This is a genomic window from Cohnella sp. (genome assembly GCF_041641335.1).
Classification (GTDB): Bacteria; Bacillota; Bacilli; order Paenibacillales; family Paenibacillaceae; genus Cohnella.
The window spans coordinates 1-15588 of record NZ_JBEPYQ010000137.1; the positions used below are offsets into that span (position 1 = coordinate 1).

General features: G+C 60.1%; 12 protein-coding genes. 1 reads left to right on the forward strand and 11 read right to left on the reverse strand.

The genetic code is table 11. The features are described from left to right. The coding region (locus ACESLM_RS28640) for an AAA family ATPase (RefSeq protein WP_372637637.1) at positions 1-2887 on the reverse strand (2887 nt) is incomplete at its 3' end. After that, positions 2884-4050, reverse strand: a complete 1167-nt coding sequence (locus ACESLM_RS28645; protein ID WP_372637640.1) for an exonuclease SbcCD subunit D — start codon at positions 4048-4050, stop codon at positions 2884-2886. The genes ACESLM_RS28645 and ACESLM_RS28640, both read right to left, overlap by 4 nt. 207 nt (positions 4051-4257) lie before the next feature. Here ACESLM_RS28645 and yhbH point away from each other — a divergent pair, with 207 nt between their 5' ends. Then, the gene (yhbH, locus tag ACESLM_RS28650) at positions 4258-5403 is read left to right on the forward strand and encodes a sporulation protein YhbH (RefSeq protein ID WP_372637643.1); all 1146 of its coding nucleotides are present in this window, start codon (positions 4258-4260) and stop codon (positions 5401-5403) included. Positions 5404-5525: 122 nt separating this feature from the next. On the opposite strand, the gene ACESLM_RS28655 is transcribed toward yhbH, so the two are convergent. From ACESLM_RS28655 to ACESLM_RS28695, 9 genes are all read right to left on the reverse strand, one after another. Further along, the gene (locus ACESLM_RS28655) at positions 5526-6863 is read right to left on the reverse strand and encodes an FAD-dependent oxidoreductase (protein ID WP_372637667.1); all 1338 of its coding nucleotides are present in this window, start codon (positions 6861-6863) and stop codon (positions 5526-5528) included. Between the two features lie 25 nt (positions 6864-6888). Then, positions 6889-7749 carry a carbohydrate ABC transporter permease gene (locus ACESLM_RS28660; RefSeq protein WP_372637646.1) on the reverse strand — a complete coding sequence of 287 codons (861 nt, stop codon included), beginning with the start codon at positions 7747-7749 and terminating at the stop codon, positions 6889-6891. Then, the gene (locus ACESLM_RS28665; protein ID WP_372637649.1) at positions 7733-8647 is read right to left on the reverse strand and encodes a carbohydrate ABC transporter permease; all 915 of its coding nucleotides are present in this window, start codon (positions 8645-8647) and stop codon (positions 7733-7735) included. The genes ACESLM_RS28660 and ACESLM_RS28665 overlap by 17 nt, the downstream gene beginning before the upstream one ends. A 12-nt stretch (positions 8648-8659) precedes the next feature. Further along, positions 8660-9352, reverse strand: coding sequence for a hypothetical protein (locus ACESLM_RS28670; protein WP_372637652.1), 693 nt, complete (start codon positions 9350-9352; stop codon positions 8660-8662). A gap of 67 nt (positions 9353-9419) precedes the next feature. Continuing rightward, on the reverse strand, positions 9420-10736 hold the full coding sequence (locus tag ACESLM_RS28675) for an ABC transporter substrate-binding protein (RefSeq protein ID WP_372637654.1): 1317 nt from the start codon (positions 10734-10736) through the stop codon (positions 9420-9422). Positions 10737-10840: 104 nt separating this feature from the next. Continuing rightward, the gene (locus tag ACESLM_RS28680) at positions 10841-11641 is read right to left on the reverse strand and encodes a response regulator transcription factor (RefSeq protein ID WP_372637657.1); all 801 of its coding nucleotides are present in this window, start codon (positions 11639-11641) and stop codon (positions 10841-10843) included. After that, positions 11634-13466 (reverse strand): cache domain-containing sensor histidine kinase, encoded by a 1833-nt coding sequence (locus ACESLM_RS28685; protein WP_372637660.1) that lies wholly within the window; start codon positions 13464-13466, stop codon positions 11634-11636. Before ACESLM_RS28685 ends, ACESLM_RS28680 begins: the two co-directional genes overlap by 8 nt. A 206-nt stretch (positions 13467-13672) precedes the next feature. Continuing rightward, complete coding sequence (locus ACESLM_RS28690; RefSeq protein ID WP_372637662.1) at positions 13673-14725, reverse strand: glycoside hydrolase family 18 protein; 1053 nt, start codon at positions 14723-14725, stop codon at positions 13673-13675. 17 nt (positions 14726-14742) lie between these two features. After that, a partial coding sequence (locus ACESLM_RS28695) for a glycosyl hydrolase-related protein (protein ID WP_372637665.1) occupies positions 14743-15588 on the reverse strand: 846 nt, incomplete at its 5' end.

Sequence of the window (15588 nt, forward strand, 5' to 3'; positions counted from 1 at the left end):
CGATCGACACGCCCCCCTGGTAAGCCTGAATGACGTCGGTCATTCCGAGGGCGAGGCAGAGCGAGGCGTTGAACTTCTCTCCGCCGGACATCGACTTGACGTCGCGATTCAGTCCGGTATAGGCGTCGTACACGTCGAGGCCGAGTCCGCTCTGCTTGCCGCGCGATTCCAGCCGGTCGCTGCGCTCCAATTTGAATTGTCCGTTGGACAGGTCCGTCAGACGAACGTTGGCCGCATGCAGGATCTGCTCGAGAAACTCGATCAGAATATAGCGCTCGAACGAAATTTTCAGCGGATTATCGCCTTTGAGCATCTGATAAATATCCGTCACCCGCTGCTGTTGCTGTTCCAGGTCGCGGAACCGAGCCTCGGCTTCGGAGATCGCGGCCAGCAGCCTCCGGGCCTCGCGTTCGTGCCCGCCGGCGGCATGCAGTTCGGCGACGATCCGCTCCAGTTGGCCCTTCAATTCGTCCATCGCCGCTTGAAGCGAGGCCGTGTCCGGACGAATCTTGCCGCTCAGATCGCGCTCCAGCTCGGCGATCTGCTGAACCAAGGTCGTCACTTGAAGCCTGAATTGCTCGATCAGGGCGGCTAGACGCTGGCGGTCGGGCTCGGACATTTTGGCCGCGCGATACTTCTCCGCCGTATCGAAGCCGACGCTGGCCAACTGCTCGGCGAAGCGCCCTTCGGCCTGCTTGCGCTGTTGCTCGGCTTCCTGTTGCTGGCTGGTCGCTTGGGCGACATTGGTTTTCTCCTCCACGAGCTTCGTCTGCGTGTTCTGCAGTCGTCGCTGCGCCTCCAGCCAAGAAGCGTTCAACCGCTCAACAAGAGCGGACTGTTCGCGATAGCGGGCAGCGAGCTTGTCCGGGGAGCGCAACGGCTCGGGCACGCGGCCCAGCTCGCTTTCCAGCACGGACTGCTTGGCGCTTCTGTCCACCGACAGACGGTGCTGTTCGGTCAGCAGCCGTTCGCGCTCGGCTTGCAGGCGCTCAAGCTGAGCCTCCAGCTTCTCGACTTCCTGACGGCGTCCTTGAACGGCCTCGGCTTGCTGCTTTAAGCGATCGGTTTCTTGGCGCACGCTCTTGCCTTCCGCTTCGGCGCGGGCCAACTGCTCGTCCAGCGGCTCGTCGGTGATGCCGTATTCGGCGATCAGCTCCGCCCGGCCGGAACGACCGGCGCCGGCCGCAGCCGCCTGCGCCCGGGCTTCGCCCAGCTCGCGCTCGGCGGCGCGAAGCTTCTCCTTCGCCTCCTGCAGCTGTTCGCGCGTCGGAACGCTTGAAGCCGGAACGGCTTTGGCCGGATGAGACTCGCTTCCGCAGACCGGGCACGGTTTGCCTTCGTGCAGATGCACCGCCAGCAACCCCGCCTGTCCCTCCAGCCACAGCGTCTCCGCGCGATCGTGGTCTTCCTTGAGCCCGGAGGCCGAGCGTTGCAACTCCTCTTCGAGCTTAGACCAGTTCTCCAGCCGCTTGTCCAGCTCGTCCAATTCCTTCAGAAGCTTGTACTTGCTTCTCAGCCGCTCGTAGCGTTCCAGAGCTTCCGGCAGCTTGGCCGCTTCCGTCTCCGCCAGCTTTAAGCCGTCGGCGACGGTTCGACGCTCTTCGCGAAGCGTCTCGAGCTGTCGTTCCGCCGCTTCCCGCCGCTCGGTCACCGACTTCTCCTGCGCGGCCAACCGCTCGACCTCAAGCCGGCGCTCGTCGAGCGTCTGCACGACCGGCTTCAGCTCGGCCAAGCGCGTCAGCTCGCGCTCCGCCTCCTTGCGCTCCTCGCCCCGAGCTTCCTCGCTCCGATAGCGCTGCTCCGCTTCGGCATGCGCGCGCTCGGCTTCCGCCGCTTCCCGCAGCTTGCGCTCGAGCGCGCCTCGCTTCTGCTCGTCCTGGCGCGCCGCCTCCAGCGCCTGCTCCTCGTACGGCAGCAGCCGCAACGCCTGTTCGGCCAGCTTCAGCACCCGCTCGCTCTCGTCCGCCTCGGCTTTGCGCTCCTCGAGCCGCCCAAGCTGCTCGCGCTTCTCCGCAAGCTGCGCGAACTTCGCCTCCAGCGCTAGCGCCTCGCGCAAAGCCGACTCGCTCGCTTGCAGCCGCGCTTCCAGCTCGGCTTTGCCGCGGCCGATCTCCTCGGCAAGCGATTCGTAATAGGCGATTTCCTGCGCCAATCCGTCCGACACTTGCGCCATGCTGCTGTATTCCTGAAGCAGCGTCGCCGCAAGCGCGCTTCCGTCCCGCTGCGGCAGCGATTGCTGCGCCTGCTTGGCGTACGCGTCTTGCATCGCCTTCGCCTGCTTAAGCGCCTCCTGCAGCTCGCGATTTTGCCGCTGGAACCGGTCCTCGATCTTCTGATACAGCCCCGTCCGGAAAATGCGCCGCAAAATCTCTTCCTTGTTTTCAGTATCGGACGTAAGCAGCTTGCGGAATTCCCCCTGCGGCAGCATGACGATCTGTCCGAACTGCTCCCGCGTGAGGCCGAGCAGCGCTTCGATCTTGGCGTTCACGTCCGAGACGGTGAAGCGATCGACGCTAGGTACCTCTTCGCCTCCGGTCGTCTCGTACAGCTCCGCTTTGCCTCCGGTCTCGCTCTTGTTCGTGCCCCGGCGGTGGGGCATTTGCCGGAATACGCGATACGTCCGCGCCCCGACTGCAAAATGATAATCCACCGACGTATGAACGTCGTCGTCCGCGAAATGGCTCCGCAGCATCCGCGGCTCCGCCCGGTCTTCCCCGCTGGCGCTGCCGTACAGCGCGAAGCAGATCGCATCGAAGATCGTCGTCTTGCCCGCTCCGGTGTTGCCGGAAATGACGAACAGTCTCCGGTCTCCGAGCGCCTCGAAATCGATCGTCTCCTCGTCCCGGTAAGGGCCGAACGCCGTCATGCTGATTCGAATCGGCTTCATCCCGCTCCCCCTTCCTCGCGCAGGACGGCCGCGTACGCTTCCGCGAACAGCTCCTGCTTGTCCGGAGTCAGCGGCAAACCTTTCACTTCCTGATAGAACGCCGCGAACAGCGCGACCGGATCGGCTTCCCTCCTGGCCGTTCTGCCAGCCCCCGCTTCCGCACCTTCCGCAGCGACGGAAGCTACCGTCCTGCGTTCGACATGCAGCGCGTTCGGATACACGGCGCGAACCTTCTCCATCGGGAACAGTACCGGATTATCGTTCAGCAGCGTCACGAACACGTAATCGTCGCATACCGGATGCCGCTCGAGCTCCTCGATCGGCGCGGCGATGCGGCGCATGTCGCGGCGGGGCTTCAGTTCCCTTTTCTCAACCGATGCATTCCCTGCCTCGTCGAGCTCGACGATGAAAAAGCCTTTGCGATGACTTTCCTCGGAGATCGAATATTTCAGAGGAGAGCCGGCGTAGCGGATCCGCTCGTCGCCGACGTGGTGCGCCTGATGCAGATGGCCAAGCGCCGTATAGTGGAAGCCGCCGAAATATTCGGCATGCACGTGCTCCGCTCCCCCGATCGCCAGCGGGCGCTCGGACTGGCTCGTGTTTTCCTCCGGCCTTGCTCCCGGCGTCACGAACGCATGCCCGACGAACACATGGCGCGCCTTACGGTCCATCTCCGCTTCGATCCTTCCGACGATTGCCTTCATCGCGTCGTCGTGCGTCCGAATGCCGTCATCTCCGAGTATGTAACGAACCTGGGCCGGATCGGCGTAAGGCACGAGGTGGAAGTGAACCTCTCCGTAATCGTCCCTCAGCGCGACCGGCTTATGCTCGGCCTTGAGCTGGCCGACCAGGTGCAGCCCTCTCGCCTCCATAATAGCCGTACCGAACGACAACCTGTCCGGACTGTCGTGATTGCCCGAGATCGCCAGCAGCGGCGTGTTCAGCCCGATGACGATGCGCTCGAACAGTTCATCCAGCAGCTCCACGGCTTCCGTCGGAGGAATGGCCCGATCGTATAAATCTCCGGCGACGATTACCGCGTCCGGCCGCTCCTTTTCTATCGTTGCTATGAATTGCTCCAGCACGTAACGCTGGTCGTCCGTCATATAGACGCCCTGCACCAGCTTGCCCAGATGCCAATCGGCGGTATGTATGAACTTCATGGGGCTTTCTCCTCCCAATTCCCGATAAGTCGCGACGAATCGCGCAAGCTACTATTATTGTAATCTATCGATGCTCCGATTGCAGTTGGTAAAATGAGCTTCTTGTCCCCAAATCGACTTGTCCGAGATATGCATACACATCGTTTGGCCGAACTTGAATATATTGAGTAATACATCCATTCACAACGAAGCGATAGGGGGTTGCCCATGAATCATCCCTCGTTTATTTTATCCCGGGAAGACTGGTCGCTGCACCGCAAAGGCTATCAGGATCAGGCGCGCCATCAGCAGAAGGTCCGGGAGGCGATCAAGCAGAACCTGCCCGATCTCGTCTCCGAGGAGAACATCGTCATGTCCGATGGGCGACAAATCATTAAAATTCCGATCCGCAGCCTGGACGAATACCGATTCGTCTTCAACACGAACAAGAAGAAGCATGTCGGACAAGGAAACGGGGACAGCCAAGTCGGCGACGTGCTGGGCGTCGATCCGAAGCCGGCCGGCGGCAAAGGGGAAGGCGCGGGCTCCGAGCCGGGCGACGATGTCGTCGAAGCGGAAATCTCCATCGCCGAACTGGAGTCGATGCTGTTCGAGGAACTGGAGCTTCCTTATTTGAAGAAAAAAGACAAACAGCAGATCGAAGTCAAGGACGTGCGGTTTACCGACGTCAGACGCAAAGGCATCATGTCCAACATCGACAAGAAGCGGACGATTCTCGAAAACCTGCGCCGCAACTCGCGGGATGGCCGCGCCGAGATCGGAGGCATCTCCCCCGACGATCTGCGGTTCAAGACGTGGGAGGAAATCGTCAAGCCGCAAAACAACGCGGTTATTCTGGCGATGATGGACACCTCGGGGTCGATGGGCTCGTTCGAGAAATATTGCGCGAGGTCGTTCTTCTTCTGGATGAGCAGGTTTTTAAGGCGGCAATATGAAAAAGTAGACATTGTCTTCATCGCGCACCATACGGAGGCGAAGGAGGTGACGGAGGAGGAGTTCTTCACGCGCGGAGAGAGCGGAGGGACGATCTGTTCGTCCGCCTACGTCAAAGCTCTGGAGATTATCGACAGCCGGTATCCTCCGTCGCTTTACAACATTTATCCGTTCCATTTCTCGGACGGGGATAACCTGACGAGCGACAACGAGCGGTGCGTGCGGCTGATCAAGGAGCTGCTGGAGCGGTCGAACATTTTCGGCTACGGGGAAGTGAACCAGTACAACCGGAGCAGCACGCTCATGTCGGCTTACAAGCATCTGGAGCACCAGCAATTTCTCTACTACGTCATTAAGGAAAAGGGCGAAATCTACAACGCTCTGAAGACGTTTTTCCGGAAACGGGAGAACGCGGGGTGACTATGCTTTGCGATGAACAAGGAAGCGATCCCCAGCCTCTGCTGGCCAGCGATCGCTTCCTTCGTTTATTTCCCGGACCGAGTTAATCAGCACTCGGGATATTGAAGCTGGTTGGTTGCAAATTACAAATACGCCTTCTCTTCGAGCAACGCCTCGCGAACCCGCGCGACGTTCAGTTCGGAAGGCGTTACGCCTCCAAGAGAGGCCAACGCAGCAGCTGTGCCGGCGGCTTGCCCGGTTGCCATGCAGCTCGGCGTCAGCCGAGTCGTGGCGAGCGCTTCGTGCGTCGTGGAGATACATCTGCCCGCCGCCAGCAAATTGCGGGTGCCTTGCGGAACCAGGCAGCGGTACGGAATGTCGTACGTGCCGTCGCCCGCGATCCAGGAGGCGGTCACGCCTTTGCCCGACGGATCGTGAATGTCGATCGGATAGCCGCTGCGGGCGATCGCGTCCTCGAACTTCCGGCCGGCGACGACGTCCTCCTTCGTCAGCGAATACAGGCCGACGATGCGCCGCGTCTCGCGAATGCCGATCTGCGTGCCTACGGCCGACACCGAAGCGCGCGCGAAGCCCGGCACGTCCCGCTTCAGAAACTCCGCCATCATGAGCACCTGCTTGCGTCCTTCCTCCTCGGCGCGGGTCAGATCCTCCACGTTCGTGCCGTCGAGCCCTTGCACCCTCGTGCAGTTGATCAGCACCTCGTCGTCCGCCGGACCGGTGAAGAACAGCACCTGATCGCGGTTAATCGGCACGCCCGACTCCTTCCACTGGGAGTAGAAACCGCATACGCCGGTGAGCGGCAAATCCTGCAGCTCCGCGATCGGCGTCTTCTTGTAGAAATTGTCGGGATTCGCGATCATATACGCCTTGACCTGCTCCAGGTCGACGCCTCGCATCCGGAACTTCATTGTCATTGGCTGCGATTGCAGGTCGCCGTCGCGCCCCTGCAGCGTTGGCGTCCCGGACAAATAAGCGACGTCCGCATCTCCGCTCGCATCCACGAATACCCGTCCCGCCAGCTCGATTTTCCCGGACTTCGTCGTAATCCGCACCGAGCGGATCGTGCCGTCCGCAGCGTCCACCTCGTCCACGAAGCTGTGAAGATACAGCTTCACGCCCGCTTCGCGCAGCATGTCCATCGCCACGACCTGATAGATTTCGGGATGGTACGGCGTCACCGTATGCACGAATCCGACCGTATCCCGCAGATGGCCGGGAGAGCCTCCCTGCTCGATCAGGCGGTCGACAATCTCCTGCGCGATGCCCCGAATGACCTGCTCGCCGCTGTCCGCGTGGAACGTCATCCACGGATACACCATCGCCGCCGTGGACATGCCCCCGACAAATCCGTATCTCTCCGCGAGAATCGTCTTCGCTCCTTGCCGTCCCGCTGCGATCGCCGCGACTACCCCCGCAGGCCCTCCCCCGACTACGACAACGTCCGCCTCTATCTTTTTCATCACCTGATGCCACACTCCGTTCTTTCTATTCTTTTAGCCCCGTCATGGCCACGCCCTGGATAAACTGCCGCTGCGCCAGGAAGAAGATGACCAGCAACGGCACCGTCGCCATCACCGTCGCGCTCATCAGATGATGCCATGCCGTCCCGACCTCGTCCGTAAACAGCGACAAGCCAAGCGGCAGCGTCATCAGACTGCGCGTATTGATAAAAATCAGCGGATCGAAAAATTCGTTCCAGTTGGTCACGAAAGTGAAAATCGTCAGCGTCGCCAAGCCCGGCTTCGCGATCGGCAGCATAATCTGCGCGTAAATCCGCAGCCGGCTGCATCCGTCGATCATCGCCGCTTCCTCCAGCTCCTTCGGGACCGTGATGAAAAACTGCCGCATGACGAAGATGCCGAATACGCCCCCGGCCCCGAAGATCGGCAGCAAAATCAAAGGCAAATGCGTATCGATCCACCCGATCTCGCGCATGAACAAGAACATCGGGATCGCCGTCACCTCGTGCGGAATCATCATCGCGCTGAGCAGCACGAGGAATACGGCATTCCTGCCCGTGAACGGAATTCTGGCGAAGGCGTAGCCGGCCAGAGAAGCGAACAGTACCGTCCCGCCCACGACGAGCGCGGCGATGTAGACGCTGTTGAAATAGAACCATTCGAACGGGATCAGATCGAACACGTCCGCATAGTTTTGAAACCGGAAGGTTGTAGGAATGAGCTGCGGCGGGTACTTGAACACTTCCTGCGGCTCCTTGAAGGACGTCGAGATCATCCATAGAAAAGGAACCATCATCACGAGCGAGATCGCGCCAAGCGCCGCGTAGGTGCCCGCCGTGCCGAACGATCTGCGCCAGGAGCCCGCGCTCTTATGCGTCGCTTTCATTGAACACCCACCTCTTTCTAAGCTGCCACTGCACCAATGTCAGCACGAGCACGACGAAGAACAGGACGAAAGCGAGCGCCGAAGCGTAGCCGAGCTGGAACAGCTTAAACGCCTTCTCCCAAATGTAGTAGACGAGCACTTTCGTGCTGTTGCTCGGTCCGCCCTGCGTCATGACGAAAATTTGCCCGAACACCTTCAGAGAGCCGATTACGGTCATGACGAACGTAAGGAAAATCGTCGGCGTAATCATCGGGAGCGTCACGTTGAAAAAGGACTTCGTCCGGCTCGCGCCGTCCAGCTTGGCCGCTTCATAAAGCGATGCAGGCACCTGCTGGAGCGCGGCGATGAACAGCACCATGTTCAGTCCGACGTTTTTCAGCACGCTCGTGACGATGACGGCCGGCATCGCCAGCTTCGTATCGTATAGCCAGGCGGGGCCTTGAATGTTCAAGGCGGTCAGAAGCTGGTTGATCAGTCCCGAGTCGGTCGCGAACATGTATTTCCACACGATCGACCAGACGATCAGCGAAGTCATGACCGGCACGAAGATCGCGGTGCGGAACAGCCCGATGCCCCGCATGCTCCTGGCCAGCAGCAGCGCTAACAGGAGCGCCAGCACGATGTTGAGCGGTACGAGTCCGACCGTAAAATAGACCGTATTGCCAAGCACCTTCCAGAACAGAGAATCGTTCATAATGTGCTGATAATTGTCGATGCCGATATAGCGATGGCTGCCCAACAGAGGCCAATCCGTGAAGCTCATGTACAGCGCCAGCCCCATCGGGAACAGCAGCAGCAGCGTAAAGCCGAGCACCATCGGAGAAATAAACAGCCATCCGGTAATTTGCGCTTCGCGGGCCAGCGGCCCTTTCAACCTCTTTTTTCTTTTGTCGCTCATCGGTTCACCGCCTTAGTTCCATCTGTCGATCGCGTTGCGAATGTCGGCCACCGCTCTGCGCATCGTCTCCTCCGTCTTGCCGACGACGATCGCTCCCAGCATGATCGCCTTGATGCCGGTGTCGCCCAGCACGCGGACGTCGTCCGGCACGAGCTTGCGCTGCGAAGGCAGCAGAACCGGAATTCCCGCCTGCTCGACGATGCGCCGGTATTTCAGCACGTCCGCGAAGGTCAGCGGCGTCCCGTACTCGGCTCCGGGGACGATCGAAGCTTCGACCGCCGCGAAGCCGTAATGACTTGCCGAGGACAGCAGCGACAGGTCGGAATGCTCGTTCACCGCGAACGTCCGGTCCAGGCCGGTGCCGTGGAGCATGAAGGACGGCAGATGATGCGCGTAGATCGAATAGAAGTCGAAGCCGAGCGGCGCGAGCCGCCGAATCTCTTCGGGTTTCGCCTCTTCGGCGCTTCCGGCCGGAACGATCCCGAGCGGTCCTTCGAACAGCCCCCGAATCTCGCGAAACGTCATCTCATACTCGTCAAGGTCCCCGAACCGATTGCCGCTCGCCCGATGCCCGACGTTCATGTGCGCCTTGAGCCCGTCCGCGCCTTCCTCCAGCGCCGCGCGGGCCAATGCCGCGTCGTTGGCGGGCAGGCTGACGATCAGCGTCAGTTTCCGCGAATTCAGAATGTTTTGCAGCCTTGCCATAATCGTTCCTCCCGGCAAAAGGAAACGGTTCGACCCAGAATCTTCGAACCGTCGTCCCGTTCTCGAATTATTGCGCCTGCATGATGGCGTTCACTTCTTCGGCAATCTTCTTCAGGTTGTCCTCCGCCGGCGCCACCTTGCCGAACAGACGATCGAAGCCCTGGAGGATCGCATTGTCGATGTTCTGCCAGCGGACGTGACCCGGAAGAATGCGCGCCTTCGGCATCTCGTCGATAACCGCTTGAAGAATATGTTCCTTGCTTGGGTTGTTCGGCTGGTTAATGAACTCGTCGGAGTTCAGCACCGTCGTGCGCGGCGGCACGAAGTACGTCGAAGTCGCCTGAACGCCTTCCTGGCTCGCGAAGTACTTCAGGAGCTTCTTCGCTTCCTCCGGGTGCTTGCTGTCGTTGAACAGCGCGTAACCGGCCTGGCCGAGCATCGGCACGCTTCCTTGCGAGCCGGACGGCGTCGGCGCGATGCTCCATTCGAAATCTTTGATCTCCCTGGCTTTGGACACGTAGCTGTATACATCGAAGAACATGGCCACGTTGCCGGCGTCGAAGCTGACCTGCTCGCCCGCCTTCGGATGCGATTCGTCCGTGAACATCATCCGCTCGAGCATCTGGAACGTCTCCACCCCGTACTGGTCGTTCCAGGTGAATTCCGTAATCTCTTTATTGAACGGACCGCTGCCGTTGGACCAGGAGTAGGAGGACAGCGTCACCCAGTTCTTCCAGTCGCGAAAGAAGTTCGCCCCGTACACGCGGTTTTGCGCGTCCTTGCTGGCGATCGCTTGGGCGGACTTCTCGAACTCCGCCCAAGTCCATTTCCCTTCCTTGGCCAGCGTATTCGGATCGGTCAGGCCCGTCTTGTCGAACAGCGTCTTGTTGTAGAATAGGACGACCGGCGGCGTGGAGAACGGCAGCCCGAGCAGCTTGTCGCCGTCGCGGAACAGATCGAGCGTGCTCGGAATGAAGTCGCCCAGATTAAATTCCGCGTCGTCCTTGAATTCCGATACGTCGGCAAGAATGCCGTTGTCCATAAATTGCGGCACCATGCGTTCCGCCACCCAAGCGACGTCCGGGAGCGACTTGCCGGCGGCCAACACGGAAATTTTCTGCTGGTAATCGGCGAAAGGAACGGATTCCATCGTCACGCGAATGCCCGGATTTTCCTGCTGGAAGCCGTCGATCAGTTTGTTGTACACGTCCATGTGAGCCTGATTGCCCCACATCATGAACTTCAGTTCGACTTCTCCCTTTTGTCCCGAACCGTTGCTCGCTTCCGCGCCGGATCCGGCGCTTCCGGAGGAGCCGGAATTGCTGCAGCCGATTGTAAACGCAACCATTAGCGTCAGCGGTATCGCCAGCTTTGCTTTTTTCATGTCCATCCCCCTAAGTTAAGTAATGAATCGCCCTTCACCATTGAGTATAGCGGGGGAGCGGGGCCTGCCTAAATCACGCCGGTTCAAGAAATAGTACGGTTTTTTTATACCTTGTCGTCTATCGTCACGTCCGGGCCGGGCTGACCGTAGCGATCCCGGTATTCCCCCGCCGTCGCTCCGACCTGCTGCTTGAATACGAGCATAAAATGCTTCGGGCTTTGATGTCCGGACAGGCGCGCCACGTCGTAGATTTTCAGACGCGTATGGGCCAGCAGCCATTTGGCGCGCTCCATGCGGGCCTCCGATACGTATTCCGAATAATTCGTCCCCGTCTCCGCCTTGAACAGTTGGCTGAGATAGGTCGCGTTCAGATGAACGCTGCCCGCGACGGTCTGCAGGCGCAGGTCGCCGTCGATGTGCAGCTTGACGTACTCTTTCACATCACGGATGATTTTCCTCGCGTCTCCGCCCGGCGCGGGCGCCTCGCTACGCTCCGTCCCCGGCTGCGGCGGGACCGATATGCCGCGCTCCCGATCGAGCGCCAGCTTGATCTTGTCCAGCGCGGCGACCAGCTCCAGCCGTTCGATCGGCTTGAGCAAATAGCTGCATACGCCGTAAGAGATCGCCTTCTTGGCGTACTCGAACTCGCCGTATCCGCTAATGATGACGACGGGCAGGCTCGGATACATCTCCCTGACCTGCGCCACCATCGTCAGCCCGTCCATCTCCCTCATCCGAATGTCCGTAATGAGCAAGTCCGGCAGCTCGCGTTTGAGATACTCCAGCGCTTCCACTCCGCTGGCTGCTTCGCCTGTCACTTCGAAATGGCGCGTCGACCGCCCGATCAGTTCCCTGAGCCCTTGGCGGATGACGGTTTCGTCCTCCACGAGCAGCACCTTATACATTCGCTTCTCCCCCCGTCTCCTCAAGCCGTATCGCGATCGTGACGGTCAGCCCCGTGCCGGGGCTGCCGTCTACCGTCAGCTCGCCTTTATCCCCGTAAATCAGCATAATCCGTTGCGCGATATTGGACAGCCCGAGGCCGCCGCCGTCTTCCCGCTGCCACCCTTGATAGGAAGGAGGCGTGCGCAGCTGCTCGTTCAGCTCCGCGATCTCCTGCTCCGGCAGCCCTTTCCCGTCGTCTCTGACCGTAATCAGCAGAACGTCCCCGATCCGCAGCGCGGATATCCAGACCGTTCCCCCGCGCTCCGCCCCGTCGATTCCGTGATACACCGCGTTCTCCACGAGCGGCTGCAAAATCAGCTTCGGAACGACGATCAAGTTGGCCTCTTCTTCGATGTCGTACTCTACCCTCAGCCGCTCCCCGTACCGGAGCTGCTGAATGCGAACGTAAGACTGCACGAAACGGATTTCCTCGTACAGCGGCACAAGCCGGTCGACTTTGTCGATCGTATATCTGAGCAGCTTGCCGAGCGCGGACACCATGTCGGACACTTCCGCGTTGTTGCCGCGGATCGCCATCATGCTGATCGATTCCAGCGTATTGTAGATGAAGTGAGGATTGATCTGGCTTTGCAGGGCCGACAGCTCCGCCTCCTTCTCCCGCAGCCCGACAATGAAAACCTCGTTGAACAGCCGGTTGATTTCCTCCGTCATCTTGTTGAAGCCGCGTCCCAGCTGGCCGAACTCGTCCTTGCCGTAGACCTCGATTCTGCGATCGAAATTGCCCTGCTCGACGCGTATCATGTTCTTCTTCAGCTCGATCAAAGGCCGGGTCACCCGGTAGGACACGATAACCGCGAGCACGGTAACGACAGCGACGCACAGCAGCGCGAACCATAACGTAAACGTCCGAAGCTCGCGCGACTCCTTCTGGATCACGTTGATCGGCGTCAGGCCGATGACCGACAAGCCGGAAAAGCCGGAATGGTGCTGGACGTACAAGTAGATCTGGCCGCCCAGCTCGATTTTCTGATTGCTTCCGTACGGCTGCGGCGGGTTAATCCGGAGTAGTTCGTCGTAGACGGACGGATCGCTGTCGGATTTGCGCTCGAACAGCAGCCTCTTCTGATTGTCCATCACGATCAGATTAGCGTCCTGCTCGAAGTTCAGCGTGGACAGGATGTCGCGTAAAGCGTCCAGCTTAATATCGATGAGAATATAGCCGAGCTGGCGTAAAGTTTCGGGGTCTCGGATCATCCGCCCGACCGAGATGTACGGGTCCGTAGGCTTGGCGCTATAATAGGACGGGTGATGCGGCGGAATAAGCACCCAGGCTCCGTCCGATCGAACAACCTCGTCGAACCAATCGTCCTGCCGACCGTCCCACACCGAATCGACGGCCATCGCATCGACGTTAGAGAAAAAAATGCCGCTGTTGCTGACCAGATGAATGCCGCGGATTTCCGTTCTGTCATAAGCGTTGGCCGATGTGTACAGCTTCATTTTCAAATAGTCGTCCGACGAAGCCCATGTGGCCGAGCCCATTGCTCCGTCGTATTTACTCAAGATCGACAGCACCGCCTGGTCGTACAGCGGCATCATCGACAGCCTCTCGAAATCTTTCAGCAGCCGGTCGAGGTTGGCGTTGATCTGCCGTACGATATCGACGGTAAACTGCTCCGTCTTCTGATCGACCGTGTCCGAGAATTTCCGATAGGTGAAGACTCCCTGAAGGCTTAACGGAAGCAAAATGAGCACCATGAATAGGAGCAGCAGCTTCGTGCGCAAATTCAAATCTCTGGAAAACCCCGTCGTCCGCTGAACCATATCGTCTGCCCCTTATCGCTGGTTTCTATTTTTGTATGCGCTTACATAAAGCGGTGCCTGGAGTATTCTATTATAACTGTGAACGGAAGAAAAGATATCCCTTGCATTCAGGAAAAGGTACGGGATTTTGAGGGAGCGCGCAAAAACGGCCCCCGCCCTCCAAAGAGGAAGCGGAAGCCGTCTGCTAAGCAGCTTGCTTATACCGATTAAGGCTGTGCGTCGCCAGGCCGGTTCAGACCGTCATGCAGCGCATCCAGCAGCCGGTGCGTTTTGTCGCAGCTATACTCCCAAAACATAATGCCGGCCAGCCCTTCGCTGCGGATATATTCACACTTATGGCGGAGCGACTCCTCGTCGTCGTACGTAATGAAGCTGTCCCCGTCGAACAGGTACGGAGCTTTCGCTTCTTCGTCCCAGTAGCGGACGAAGCCGCTGCGTCCGATATAGTCGGTGTGCAGCCGGGTGTAATCGGGACCGTAGCCGCCCGAAGAGGCGGTCATCTGGTGCAGCCCGGCGTTGCGGTCGGGCACCCCCTGCCACATGCGCGAGTAGAACGCCGCCCCGATGACGATCTTCTCCGGCGGCACGCCGGCCTCGCGGAACAGGCGGACGGAGGCGTCCACGCTGATCCGGAACAGATCTCCGGTCGGTGTGTACAGGTTCGTATGGTGGCCGGTCAGCGTCTGGAAGCCGCCGCGCATGTCGTACGTCATGAGCTGAATGAAATCCAGGTACGGATGCACTTTGTCCATCTCGGTACCGTCGATATAATAGCGGTCCGCGCCCGCAGCGATCGTGAGCAGGTAATGCCGCCCGGAGGCGGCTCCTTCGCGGTCGAGCGCTTCTCTCATCTCGCGCAGCAGCAGCGTAAAATTCGTCTTGTCATCGGGAGATGCGGCAATGCCCGCCTCGGCATAGCACGGATACTCCCAATCGAGGTCGATGCCGTCCAGCGGCAAGCTGCGCAGCAGGTTCGCTGCCGACTGCGCCATGCTGGCCCGCCCTGCGGCGGTCGCAGCCGCCTCGGAGAAACCTCCCGCGCCCCAGCCCCCGACGGACAGCAGAATAAGCAAATCCGGGTTGGCGGCCTTTAGCTCCGGCAGACGGTTCAAATACCGTAAATGATCGACCCGGATTTCGTCGTCCCGCACATGGCCGAACGCCACGTTCAGATGGGTCAGCTTTCTCGCATCCTCGTCCGTAACCGAGGGCAGCGCCTCGTCCCCGGCATAGCCGGCCAAAATCCACTGTCGCTTCATCGCGTTCACTTTCCTTTCTATACCTTCGGTGTAATCGCCAGCGTGACGATGCGATAGGGAGCGATCCGGATGGCCGAGCCGGAATCGAGCGTCTCCCCGCGCCGCTCCAGCACGTCGCTCATCGCCAATCGCTCGTGCGCGAAGACGGGCTCGACAGCAAGCTCCGTTTGCTTGTCGCTCCAGTTATACCATCTGACGACGACGTCCCCCGTATCCTCGGAGACTTTACACGCCGAAAGCGCCAGATCGCGCCCGCTCCACTCCAGCCAGCTGTGGCAAGGCGGAACCTCTCCGCCGTGAACGTCCGTCGTTCCGACATACAGCGGCGTCTGGAAAAGATAAGCCTCGGCGTAAGCGTCCGTACGTTGCCCGCCTCCTCCATGGGGAACAATCATCAGCTCCGCGGCATGAGGGCCGGGACATTGGGCTTCCGGCGTCGGGAATAAGCCCCAGTCTCCCAACTCGCCGACCGACCGCAGCAGCGTCACGGCAATCGTATGGCGGCCGTCGCGCAGCACCTCGTACTCGTTCAGTCCTTTGCTCGCGATCGTAAGGCCTGCCTCTTCGTCGTGCAGGCTGACGAAAGCCTGCTGATGATGGCAGTAGCTCGGATTGCGCCATTCCGCGGCCGGCTCGTTGTCCCGCCGCGCCGCCTCGAAGATCGAATCGGCATAATGGACGCCGGTGTTCAGATCGGTCGGGAACAGCATGCGGACGCGATGGTCGCGGGCCGTATTGTCGAACTCGGCGCGCACGCGCAGTCCGCGGCCGCCTCTCTCCAGCCGGACGATCGTGCGAAGACGCAGCGTCACCGTCCGCTCCGCGCGGACGGAGCGGCGTCCGGTGAACCAGATCAGCTCCTC

Coding starts and splice junctions, on each gene's coding strand:
- ACESLM_RS28690 (WP_372637662.1), bottom strand. CDS start 14,725: ATGAAGCGACAGTGGATTTTGGCCGGCTATGCCGGGGACGAGGCGCTG.
- ACESLM_RS28675 (WP_372637654.1), bottom strand. CDS start 10,736: ATGAAAAAAGCAAAGCTGGCGATACCGCTGACGCTAATGGTTGCGTTT.
- yhbH (WP_372637643.1), top strand. CDS start 4,258: ATGAATCATCCCTCGTTTATTTTATCCCGGGAAGACTGGTCGCTGCAC.
- ACESLM_RS28665 (WP_372637649.1), bottom strand. CDS start 8,647: ATGAGCGACAAAAGAAAAAAGAGGTTGAAAGGGCCGCTGGCCCGCGAA.
- ACESLM_RS28660 (WP_372637646.1), bottom strand. CDS start 7,749: ATGAAAGCGACGCATAAGAGCGCGGGCTCCTGGCGCAGATCGTTCGGC.
- ACESLM_RS28680 (WP_372637657.1), bottom strand. CDS start 11,641: ATGTATAAGGTGCTGCTCGTGGAGGACGAAACCGTCATCCGCCAAGGG.
- ACESLM_RS28670 (WP_372637652.1), bottom strand. CDS start 9,352: ATGGCAAGGCTGCAAAACATTCTGAATTCGCGGAAACTGACGCTGATC.
- ACESLM_RS28655 (WP_372637667.1), bottom strand. CDS start 6,863: ATGAAAAAGATAGAGGCGGACGTTGTCGTAGTCGGGGGAGGGCCTGCG.
- ACESLM_RS28685 (WP_372637660.1), bottom strand. CDS start 13,466: ATGGTTCAGCGGACGACGGGGTTTTCCAGAGATTTGAATTTGCGCACG.
- ACESLM_RS28645 (WP_372637640.1), bottom strand. CDS start 4,050: ATGAAGTTCATACATACCGCCGATTGGCATCTGGGCAAGCTGGTGCAG.